Source organism: Ruegeria sp. BB6, assembly GCF_056539385.1.
Genome location: NZ_JBQFUW010000001.1, coordinates 559,899 through 569,877, shown reverse-complemented (window position 1 = coordinate 569,877; position 9,979 = coordinate 559,899). Strand labels below are relative to the sequence as shown.

The following is a 9,979-nucleotide window of genomic DNA, read 5'->3' as shown; positions in this document are numbered from 1 at the left end:
GTTTACCCTGTGCTTACTCGGCGGCCTCGGTGACCCCCACGAGAATATCGCGGATTTCAGCCTCTTTGATATCGTCATGCTCGGCGATCACCACCAGGCGCGAGCGGCGATCCTCGCCGGGTTCCCACGGGCGGTCATACTGATGACGCACGCGCGCACCCACGGCCTGAACCAGCAGGCGCATCGGTTTGCCCTGAACGGCGGCATAGCCTTTGACGCGCAGGATATTCAGTTCCTTGGCCAGTCGTTCGATCTTGGCAACCAGATCGAGGGGGTCGGTCTGCTCGGGCAGCTCGACGATGATGCTTTCAAAATCGTCATGCTCGTGATCGTGGTGGCCGTCATGATGGCTGGGGCGGGCGTCCATGTCATCCTCGGCGGCAGCCTCAAGGCCCAACACGACGCGGACGTCTACCACGCCTTCGGCGACCTCAACCACGGGCAGAGGGCGCGGGGCTTCGGCTGCGATGATCTCTTTGGCTTTGGCGACGCCCTCGGGACCGGCCAGATCGGGCTTGGTCAGCAGGATGATATCGGCGCAGGAAATCTGATCCTCGAACACCTCGGACAGAGGCGTTTCGTGGTCGATGGAATCGTCGGCCATGCGCTGGGCATCCACCGCCTCGACATTGGGGGCAAAGCGACCGGCGGCGACGGCCTCGGCATCGGCCAGAGCGATTACGCCGTCCACGGTGATTTTGGACCGGATATCGGGCCAGTCGAACGCCTTCAGCAGCGGTTTCGGCAGCGCCAAACCGGATGTTTCGATCAGGATGTGATCCGGACGCGGCTCAAGCGCCATCAGCGCCTCGATCGTGGGGATGAAATCATCGGCCACGGTGCAGCAAATGCAGCCATTTGCCAGTTCCATGATGTTTTCCGCCGGACAATCAGGAATGGCGCAGGACTTCAGGATATCGCCATCCACGCCCACATCGCCGAATTCGTTGACCACGACGGCCAGACGTTTGCCCTGCGGGTTCTGCATCAGGTGGCGCACCAGCGTGGTCTTGCCCGAGCCCAGAAAGCCGGTGATCACAGTGACAGGAAGTTTCTCAAGATTGCTCATTTCAGGGCTCCAATCGGGGGAATGCGGGCTGCGCAGTTTTTGCGGAAATGTTCGGGGCGCTCGCGCCATTTGACCAGGCCGTCTTCGGTCGCAAGGTACTTGGTCGCGCCTTCGACGATGGTTTCGACATGGTCGCTTTCATTGAGGTGCTCATATACGAACGTCCAGCGATCCGGCCCGCCGCGCAAAACGATCGAGCATCCCTGATCGCAATTCGACAGGCACTCCACCGCTTTCAGGGTCACGCCCTCTGGTAGTTCGGCTTGCTCAAGAGCTTTGTGCAGCAAAGCGCCAGGCCGCTGCGCGTCATCCTCGACAGGCAGACCCCGGCGGCAGGTGGTGCAGACCAGCAGTTCGACCGGAGCGGTCTCGGTCATGTCTCTCATCCCCCCAAATCCTCTTTGTGGGGGACGGGGTCTCATGCGGGCCACGTGTTGCGACATGGGCCCGACACCGGAACACCCCGTCCGGTTACATCTTCGGGTGCTGGCAGGTCTCCCGGCTTGCGGATGTCAGAGGCGGGCCTCTGTCGGATGTCCCGCCTTCCCGGCCTTTCGGCCAGTGGCTTTGGGCACCCTCTCCGGTCACGGTCGCGGGGGCGGCTGTGTTTTACGGAAGATCCGCTGACACATTCCCTTTTCATCCTCTATCGAGGACACCAACGGATCGGACATGCGGCACGGGCGGGGGGCTTGTCAAGCGTGGCGGACGGTCTGAAATCCTCTAGGTTGGAAAAGCGACCAGCCAATGTCAGTCAGCGGCATGTTCTGCCACCCTTTCACGCAGCCAGGCACGAAACAGCCAGACCGCCGCCGAGGGATGAGGTTCTTCTGGCCCGCAGATCAGGTAGTGCGATTGCGCAAAGGGAATCGCGGGTCCGGCCAGTTCAATGGGCGCGCCCTGGGCAATGGCGTTTCTGGCAAAACGCTCCAATATCGTCGCATAACCCGCTCCGGCCATCACCAGTTGCAGCGCAGCGACAGAGGTGTCGGCAGAATAAAGCGGCGGCATGCTGGAATGCGCCAGCCCGGTCGCTTCAAAATAACGTGCCCAGTTGTCCTCGTATCCAAGGATGTGGATCAGGGGGCCGGATTGCAGGTCTTTCAGCTTTGACAGCGCCCCGCCTGCGCGTTTTACGGGAACCAGCCTTTCCTCGGTCAGCTTTTCCGACGTCACACCCGGCCAGTCCCCGTATCCCAACCTGATTTCGACATCCACGTCATCAGGAGCGAGGTTGTCATTCCAGATATGTGACACAAGGCGGACTGGAGTATCTGGATGCCGTGCGCAGAAATCTGGCAACTCGGCGGCGATCCAATATGTCGCCGTTGAGATCGCAGCCCTTACCGTCAATGTCTGACGCGATGTTGGACCGAACAGGCTGTTGGTGGACAGCGAGATATCGGCTAGCGCTCGTCTGACTGTCAGAGAATAGGACTGGCCCAACTCGGTCAGGTCCAGCCGCCGTGCTTTTCTGGTGAACAGTTGCTGGCCCAGCTCAGCTTCCAGAGACCGGATATGCAGTGATACGGCGGTCTGGGTCAGCCCAAGTTCACGCGCCGTTGTCGTGAAATTCAAGTGCCGTGCCGCGGATTCAAAGCTGCGCAGCCATACGAGGTTGGGAACACGATCCATTTATCACCAAAAAATTCATGTCATAAAGCCGATTATTATTCGTTTCAGTTCGTGTTTCGCAACAAGGATAGTCGGGGTGAATCTATCGGGAGGAATCGCTATGAAAGTGGGCTTTATCGGATTGGGCAATGTCGGCGCGAAGCTATCAGGCTCGCTTTTGCGAAACGGCGTTGATCTGGTCGTCCATGACCTAAGCTCGGATCTGGTTTCCGAATTTGTCGCCAAAGGCGCGCAGGCCGCCGAAAACCCAGCGCAAATGATGCGCGATTGCGATGCCGTGATCACGTGTCTGCCGTCTCCTGCAGCGTCGGACGCTGTGATGCAGGACATGTTGCCCGAGGTTAGGCCAGGAAAGATATGGATGGAGATGTCCACGACAGACGAAGCCGAGGTAAAGCGTCTGGGCGCACTGGTCATGGACCGCGGAGGGGCTGCCGTTGATTGCCCGGTCTCAGGTGGGTGTCATCGCGCGGCAACGGGCAATATCTCGATCTTCGCGGGATGTGACAGACAGACTTTCGAGCGCATATTGCCGTTCCTGACAACAATGGGCAGGCGTATTCTACATACCGGGGATCTGGGATCCGCTTCTGTGTTGAAAGTCCTGACAAACTACCTTGCAACGGCGAATCTGATTACCTGCGCCGAAGCGTTGGTGACGGCCAAGGCTGCGGGGATGGACCTGAATACGACATACGAAGCGATCAAGATCTCCTCGGGGACTTCATTCGTTCACGAGACCGAAAGTCAGGTCATCCTGAACGGTTCAAGGGATATTTCGTTCACCATGGATCTTGTGAAAAAGGACATTGGCCTGTTTCAAGAGGTCGCAGACCGCGCGGGTGTCCCGCTGGAAATGAACCCGCTGATGATGCGTATTTTTGACGATGCAATAGCGCGTTACGGCGACCGAGAGCTCTCTCCCAACATTATTCGCCGTCTTGAGGACGCGACAGGTCTGGACATCACCGCTCCCGGGTTTCCCGTTGAAATGGAAGACGATGAGCCGGAAGAGCCCGGCTATGAGGTAGTCCCGACGGGTCGTGGGGCCGAATGACGCAATTCGGCGCGGCGCGGGAATATCGTGGTCATATTGAGGAGATGGAGGCGAGTACCGGAATCGAACCGGTGTACACGGATTTGCAAACCGTACAACGAGACTCACAGCGTTCGCGATCAAGACTAACAACGCGCATTAGTATTTGTAAACAAAGCTTTTTGCCACATTTTAACGCTCATAAAGCGAACGCAAAACGCAACGATCAAATCTGTGGCCCCGAACTTTCCACGATTTTTTGAGGTGTTCACGCTCCGTTTCATCCAAACAAATCGCCCATTTTTGCAGCCGCCTCCTGCGCCTGATCTTGGTCGGCCTCAATGTAAAGATCGATTGTTGAAGACGCCCGACTGTGACCCATCATTGCCGAGATCGTCTTCACTTCGGTCTTGATCGCATTCTGCGTCGTTCCAAACAAGTGCCGCAAACCGTGGATCGGTTGCGTCGCTTTGGGTAAGCCTAGCGCAATGCGTTTTTCGCGCGCTGTCTTGGTAATGTCATTCAGATTCAGGCGTTCACCGATCTCGTCACAAAACACAAGATTATCCGCGCCGTTCCAGAGTTCACCAGCTTTCAGACGCTGCTCTTTCTGCGCAGTCTGGTGCTTGCGCAAGAGGCTCACCAGAACTGGTGGTATTGGGATTGTCCGGTTTGACGTGGCCGACTTCGGTTCATTGAAGTGCCAGCGATTACCAGTTTCATCCGGGTCGCCAAATTCAAGCATCTGCTCAATGTGAATGGTGCCACGTTCCAAGTCGACGTTGTCCCAAGTTAGCGCCCCGGCCTCAGACCGGCGAGTGCCTGTCATTGCCATGAGGCGGCAGATGACGCCATATTTGGTCTCGTCCATCCCGCGCAGGAACAGGATTGCGTTTTCGCGCGTGTCCGGCTTCTTTTTGGGTGGCCTTTTCATCGACGGAATCTGCGCTCCGTGGGCTGGATTGAATTGTAGCTTTTTCGTTTCCACTGCGATTTTGAACAGTTTGTGAACGATGTTCCGAGCCTGAACGATGGTTGACTTGGACAGACCGTCCTCGGTCATCCTGCCGATCCAAAAATTTACATCATCAGCCTGCACGTCGCGCAATTTGACGTGGCCGATGGTATCGATGCACGACCGTATTTTGTGAGCGTAGCCCTTGGCGGTGTTCGTTCGGATGGTTTTGTTCTTTACCCGGTCGGCGTGTGTGTCGCGCAGGAACACCCCGACGGTGCCTTTTGCCAAGGTGCCACCATACCCGGCAGAGACGACCTGTACGGCCAGCCACGCGTTTGCGTCGGCTTTACTGCTGAACGTCTTGGACGGTCGATGTGACTTGCCACCACGATCTTTGTATTTCAGGGACGCCCGCCAGCGGACTCCCTTGGTCTTGCTACTGAGTTTTTCAACGCTGCCTCTCATGACTGAGCCCTTTCTTTGGATGATTGCCGCCGTACTCGCGAATTGTGAGCAGACCGACAGCCCGGTTTGCAAAATCGATTGTCTCTGCGATCCGGGGCAAACACGTTGCCGCACCATTCGCAGTCTCTTACGGGAAGTCCCGACCTAGCTTGATGCAATCCATCGGCTAGCACTTGCCCCAGTGGGTGCGGCGACACGAACTGCCAGTTCCCTTTGGCGTCGATCATCGGAACCAGCCAACCATCCACGACACCGCTCTGGGCGACGCTGGGAGCCACAGCTTGAATTCGTTCTGTTTCTGGCCAGTACTCTCCGACCTCATTTGGGGCGAATAGCCCGCGCAAGGCGCTACAGGCCATCAACCAAAGGCGAAGACGAGGAGTGGGAACGTCGTCAATCTCGGGGAAGCCCACGCCGGAAAGGGCGTGGCGCATCAGGATTATTGTGTCGTCCGTGACTGGAGCATCGCCCAGCACGAAAAACAACGCCCGACGGCGGGCGTCGTGTTCGCCGGTCGATCTAATGCGTTCTATTGGGTCTGATCTCTTCATTTTCACTGCCTTCAAAAATTTTAGCGCACATAGCGCGCGCAAGGATTAGATAGACGCAGAGCACTCTTTACTCAAATCAAAAAGTGTGATGCGTTCGTTTTATACAGTACTAAACGAACGAATCTAAAGGGGGTTTGAATCGATGGGCGATATTAAAGGCACACTGCGCAGTGAGGAGGCCGCAAAGCGCCTCGGGGTTTCTCGCGCAACAATCCGTCGGTGGATTTTGGAAGGTGTTCTGGAGGGCCGAAAGGTTGGTCCTCGGATTTTTCGGATCAGTGAAAATTCCGTCCGTGCCTTGGAGGGCGATTTTTCGGACGAAACTGTTGCCTGAATTCCAAGTTGAACATTAAGCGATCTTGATTGAGCGCGGCAACGTCTCTGGGCGACTTGGGAGGCGTTGCCAATAAGAAAAACGCGCCGCTACAGGGGCGATGCGTTTACACAACAAACCCGGAAAATCCGGCGGTCTGTGCATTTCTGAACGCAGATTAACGCAGGTTTTCCCAAATTGGAAGCGTGCGCCCTATGAGCAAAGCTGCGTTAAAATCTGCTTACAACATCGATGGGTATCTGCTTGCGCAGCATTGGGCTGTGATGCTGCACATCTGCTACAAAGAACCACCGCGCGGCGGGTGGTTTAGCCTTTCCGTCAATTCCGTTGCCGTAAAATTCAGATGCGACCGAAAAACGGCGCGCAGTTACCTGCAATATTTGCGCGATCACAACCTAATCGAACTACAGGTCCGAGTGGGTCGAACCAAATCTAACCGCTTGAAAATAAATCACGATTTGCTGTCGAAAATTTCCACAATTCCGGTGTCAGAGTTCGACCAAATAGGGGAGAATTGCCCCGTTTTACACGAAAATGAGGAATATTGCCCCATTTTAGAAGTAAAACGGGGTGAAATTCCCCACGAAAAGGGGCGAGATTCCCCAAAAAACGGGGCGAAAATCCCCAACGTCCAATCAAAGTCCAAAGATTTTAAAGAAGCGCACGGTGCAGGAAGTGATGGTTGGACCTCCGTAGCCTTCAGCCTGATGCGCGGATTTAAACCGGTTTACCCCGGAACATCGATCCGGGTTCCAAGTCTCGGACCGTATCCGGAGCCTCTACAAAATGCGCTCTACGACGAGGGCTGGTCAAACCCGAAAACGGATGCTGCCTAATGAGTGACCGTGTATTCCGTATCGACCAAATGACAGATGACGCGCTCCGGAGCCAGGTCGGGCGCATGGCTGAGAAAATCCTGATCGGCTTGGTGACGGCAGTGAACATGCGCGGCCTCTATCTCAGAGTGGGGCACCGGTCTCATAGCTGGCAGGTGTGTTTAAGATACCGGACTTTATAACGGAACACGCACAACTGCATAACCATCATACAAACACCAAGAAACTTAAGTATTTGCTGTCACCCATCGCCGAGCAAGGAGGCCGCTGGACATCTTTGCGTTGACAATTAAAATCACGCACTTTGTTCTTTGTATGAGGAAACACCGCTCAGGCATACTGGAAGGTGTTGAGGGTTTTGGAATGTCTACTTCAAGTCGATTGAACGCTCTTACAGGTGTTAGAAATCTCTTGGTCAATTGTGCCGAAGCGAAAGCAGGAGATCGTCTGTTAATAGCCTTTGAGCATGAAGACTTCGGCTATTTTGATCTCGATATCCGTCACGACATAGCGGCTGGCGCGCGCGCGATGGGCCTCGACGTTTCGACAATAGATGTTGGCTTCAACGCCGTTCAATCCGACTTGCCGCAAGATCTGAAAGCTCACTTCTCGCGCTTCGATGTGGTGCTTTTCCTGTCACGGCTGGGTGACCAGTTGCGGTTTTCCGAAATGCCGCCGGGCCCGAAATTTGTCGTGTGTTTTGCGCTCAACAGCCAACTGTTGAACTCGTCCTTCGGGTTTGCGGACTACCGTGCATTTTGTCGGGCGAAAGACGCAGTGGACAATTGTATTCTGACGTCCCGCACGATTAGCCTGACGTGCCGGGCCGGCACCCATGTGACGGGTAGCGTCCCGCAAGGGGTAACCGAAGCAAAAGACACAACCTCGATGCGGTTCCCAATGTCCGTCTTTTCTCCTGTTCCAGCAGATGCGTTTTCCGGACGTGTCGCCCTGGGCGGCTTTCTAACAGGGACCGGATCCGCCTATTATGATCGCTACACGGTAGAGTTTGAGGGGGCCGTATTCGCAATTCTCGAAGCTGGTCAGTTGGCTGGATTTGAAGGCGGCAGGGCAGATGTTGCAGCTGCTAACAAACACTATGACCGGGTATCGTCCAGCCTGGGCGTCGATCGCAATTTTGTACATTCATGGCATGCCGGCATCCATCCCGGATGTGGTTTTCCATGGGACATCCGGAAGAACTTCGAACGGTGGGGCGGCTCAGCTTTTGGCAATCCACGGGTTTTGCATTTTCACACCTGTGGTTCTTACGCGCCAGGCGAGATTTCGTGGAACGTTTTTGATCCGACAATCGAGATTGATGGCTTGCGCGTTTGGGAGGACGGGACGTTTCACCTTGACCGGCTGGAAGGTGGACCAGACATTCTGGCGGAGTACCCCTGCGCCGCAGAGGTTTTTGCCAATCCGGACCGCAACGTCGGATTGATGGATGTCGGTTAGAGCGCCTTTCGCCTTACTGCGCTGAACGTCTCAAAGTCGTCCGCCAAGGCTTTTGAGGCAGCGGTGAACAATTCCCGACCCAGCTCAGGCGTCGCAAGGTTTGAGTGCGACCCGACCCTACCATCGGGGAAGTCGCGGCGATGTTCGTCAGGTGGCCCATGAATGTCACCACTGTGTGCGGCGATGTAGGAAGGTGAAAGTTTCTTCGGCGGGTCAACAGCCACACCGGCAGGTTTACGACCATGAAGCGTCTGAGTGATCGCAACCTCGGATGGGGTGGCATGCATGCCCTCCCAATTACCAAAGAATTCCTCCCGCATCCTGGCGACCGGTTCGGGGTCCCACCAGCATTGGATATGGACTGAGCCCTCAGGTAAGACGGAGGCCGCGGACCGTGCGGGAGCAAGGTTCGCACCATGTCCGTTCACGATGAAGACACCCAGAAAACCCTGCGCCAAAAGCCCCTGACAGACCTGCAAGATCGTCTGCTCGAGCAACTCGGAGGATATCGAGACCGTTCCGGGAAATCCTGTGTTGAAGGGCGCCGGAGTGTAAGCGATGGGTGGCGCCACGACGCAATCGCATATCTGAGCTGCTGCCACGGAAACCCTGTTGGCACAGATTGTATCGGTGCCGATCAATCCCATCGGGCCGTGCTGTTCAGTTGATCCGATGGGCAGCATCACGCAGACACCTGTGGTCAATCGAGCTTCCACTTCGGGCCATGTCATCAAGCCCAGCTCCATAACACCCTCCAAAGACAAGACGGCCGGGTCCGTACGACCCCGCCGCACAGTGTTGTCAGGTCAAAGGCCCCACTTGGCCTTGTTGTCGTCGAAGAAGCCCTTGGCCTTCTTCAGTTTGACCCAGTTGTTCACGTAGTTGATCCAGACCTGGTCATCCTGGGGCAATAGCATCGCAATGGGTGAAGGCGCCCGGGGGCCGGTGTCAGGCACGCGCACGACGTCAAACTTTTCTTCCAATGTAGAGCCTTCGATATTCGATGTGATGAAAACATCAGCCCGTCCAGCCAGCACTTCCTGGTAACCACGCGCCGGAGCTTCGACGACCTTGATGTCCGCATCGGGGAACCATTCGCGTACTAGCTTTTCAAAGGTTGTGCCGAGTGTGGTCGCGACCTTGACCTCTGGCTTGTTGATGGATTCGTATCCCGAGAAGTTTCCCGCCTTTTCTTTGGTGGTGAACGGAAAAATCTCGACCGAGATATAGCTTTCCGAGAACCCGGCTGCCTTCATGCGCGGGGGTGAGATCGAGGCGGAGCCCGTGATGTGGTACTGGCCCGCGACCACGCCATTGACGAGGGTCTTCCAGTCGGTCGCGACGAATTCGACCTCGACGCCGAGGTCAGCGGCAAGTTCATTCATGATGTCGATGTCGAAACCCTTGTAGGAATTCGTGGCCGGGTCCTTAACGGTCATCGGATTCCAGTCGCCGGTGGTGCCGACCTTCAAAACACCCGAGTTCAGAATTTCGTTCAACGCCGATTGCGCGTTCGCAGCTCCGGCCAAAGTCAGGCCAATCGCGGCAATCGCTGCCGTCTTGAATAGTCTTTTCATGATACCTCTCCCGCTGGTGGTGTGTGGTTTTTGGATTGATAGGCCATACTTGCTTGA

At 56.0% G+C, this 9,979-nt stretch carries 10 protein-coding genes and 1 riboswitch; of the genes, 4 read left to right on the top strand and 6 right to left on the bottom strand.

The annotated features are described in order from the left end of the window. Positions 1 to 13: 13 nt before the first annotated feature. The 3 genes from cobW to ACR0B7_RS02765 all read right to left on the bottom strand — a co-directional run bounded on the left by cobW (position 14) and on the right by ACR0B7_RS02765 (position 2,704). Positions 14 to 1,069, bottom strand: coding sequence for a cobalamin biosynthesis protein CobW (gene cobW, locus ACR0B7_RS02775; RefSeq protein ID WP_170484816.1), 1,056 nt, complete (start codon positions 1,067 to 1,069; stop codon positions 14 to 16). After that, positions 1,066 to 1,446 carry a DUF1636 domain-containing protein gene (locus ACR0B7_RS02770; protein WP_170382407.1) on the bottom strand — a complete coding sequence of 127 codons (381 nt, stop codon included), beginning with the start codon at positions 1,444 to 1,446 and terminating at the stop codon, positions 1,066 to 1,068. The genes cobW and ACR0B7_RS02770 overlap by 4 nt, the downstream gene beginning before the upstream one ends. A gap of 94 nt (positions 1,447 to 1,540) precedes the next feature. After that, positions 1,541 to 1,747: riboswitch (cobalamin riboswitch) on the bottom strand. Positions 1,748 to 1,819: 72 nt separating this feature from the next. Next, complete coding sequence (locus tag ACR0B7_RS02765) at positions 1,820 to 2,704, bottom strand: LysR substrate-binding domain-containing protein (protein WP_170484817.1); 885 nt, start codon at positions 2,702 to 2,704, stop codon at positions 1,820 to 1,822. Positions 2,705 to 2,804: 100 nt separating this feature from the next. Here ACR0B7_RS02765 and ACR0B7_RS02760 point away from each other — a divergent pair, with 100 nt between their 5' ends. Then, entirely contained in the window at positions 2,805 to 3,761 is a 957-nt protein-coding gene (locus tag ACR0B7_RS02760; RefSeq protein ID WP_170484818.1) for an NAD(P)-dependent oxidoreductase, read from the top strand. A 259-nt stretch (positions 3,762 to 4,020) separates the two neighbouring features. Here ACR0B7_RS02760 and ACR0B7_RS02755 read toward each other — a convergent pair whose 3' ends face one another. Continuing rightward, positions 4,021 to 5,163, bottom strand: coding sequence for a site-specific integrase (locus ACR0B7_RS02755; protein ID WP_170484819.1), 1,143 nt, complete (start codon positions 5,161 to 5,163; stop codon positions 4,021 to 4,023). Between the two features lie 693 nt (positions 5,164 to 5,856). On the opposite strand from ACR0B7_RS02755, the gene ACR0B7_RS02750 reads away from it, so the two are divergent. From ACR0B7_RS02750 to ACR0B7_RS02740, 3 genes are all read left to right on the top strand, one after another. Further along, positions 5,857 to 6,048, top strand: a complete 192-nt coding sequence (locus ACR0B7_RS02750; protein ID WP_170484820.1) for a helix-turn-helix domain-containing protein — start codon at positions 5,857 to 5,859, stop codon at positions 6,046 to 6,048. Between the two features lie 194 nt (positions 6,049 to 6,242). Then, entirely contained in the window at positions 6,243 to 6,884 is a 642-nt protein-coding gene (locus ACR0B7_RS02745) for a hypothetical protein (protein ID WP_170484821.1), read from the top strand. Between the two features lie 363 nt (positions 6,885 to 7,247). Beyond that, entirely contained in the window at positions 7,248 to 8,345 is a 1,098-nt protein-coding gene (locus ACR0B7_RS02740; RefSeq protein ID WP_170484824.1) for a hypothetical protein, read from the top strand. Here the strand turns inward: ACR0B7_RS02740 and ACR0B7_RS02735 are convergent. Further along, positions 8,342 to 9,091, bottom strand: coding sequence for a creatininase family protein (locus ACR0B7_RS02735; RefSeq protein WP_170484825.1), 750 nt, complete (start codon positions 9,089 to 9,091; stop codon positions 8,342 to 8,344). The two genes, ACR0B7_RS02740 and ACR0B7_RS02735, sit on opposite strands and share 4 nt — an antisense overlap. A 60-nt stretch (positions 9,092 to 9,151) precedes the next feature. Beyond that, entirely contained in the window at positions 9,152 to 9,922 is a 771-nt protein-coding gene (locus ACR0B7_RS02730) for a transporter substrate-binding domain-containing protein (protein ID WP_170484826.1), read from the bottom strand. Positions 9,923 to 9,979 lie beyond the last annotated feature (57 nt).

Coding starts and splice junctions, on each gene's coding strand:
- ACR0B7_RS02770 (WP_170382407.1), bottom strand. CDS start 1,446: ATGACCGAGACCGCTCCGGTCGAACTGCTGGTCTGCACCACCTGCCGC.
- ACR0B7_RS02765 (WP_170484817.1), bottom strand. CDS start 2,704: ATGGATCGTGTTCCCAACCTCGTATGGCTGCGCAGCTTTGAATCCGCG.
- ACR0B7_RS02755 (WP_170484819.1), bottom strand. CDS start 5,163: ATGAGAGGCAGCGTTGAAAAACTCAGTAGCAAGACCAAGGGAGTCCGC.
- ACR0B7_RS02745 (WP_170484821.1), top strand. CDS start 6,243: ATGAGCAAAGCTGCGTTAAAATCTGCTTACAACATCGATGGGTATCTG.
- ACR0B7_RS02735 (WP_170484825.1), bottom strand. CDS start 9,091: ATGGAGCTGGGCTTGATGACATGGCCCGAAGTGGAAGCTCGATTGACC.
- ACR0B7_RS02760 (WP_170484818.1), top strand. CDS start 2,805: ATGAAAGTGGGCTTTATCGGATTGGGCAATGTCGGCGCGAAGCTATCA.
- ACR0B7_RS02750 (WP_170484820.1), top strand. CDS start 5,857: ATGGGCGATATTAAAGGCACACTGCGCAGTGAGGAGGCCGCAAAGCGC.
- ACR0B7_RS02730 (WP_170484826.1), bottom strand. CDS start 9,922: ATGAAAAGACTATTCAAGACGGCAGCGATTGCCGCGATTGGCCTGACT.
- ACR0B7_RS02740 (WP_170484824.1), top strand. CDS start 7,248: ATGTCTACTTCAAGTCGATTGAACGCTCTTACAGGTGTTAGAAATCTC.
- cobW (WP_170484816.1), bottom strand. CDS start 1,069: ATGAGCAATCTTGAGAAACTTCCTGTCACTGTGATCACCGGCTTTCTG.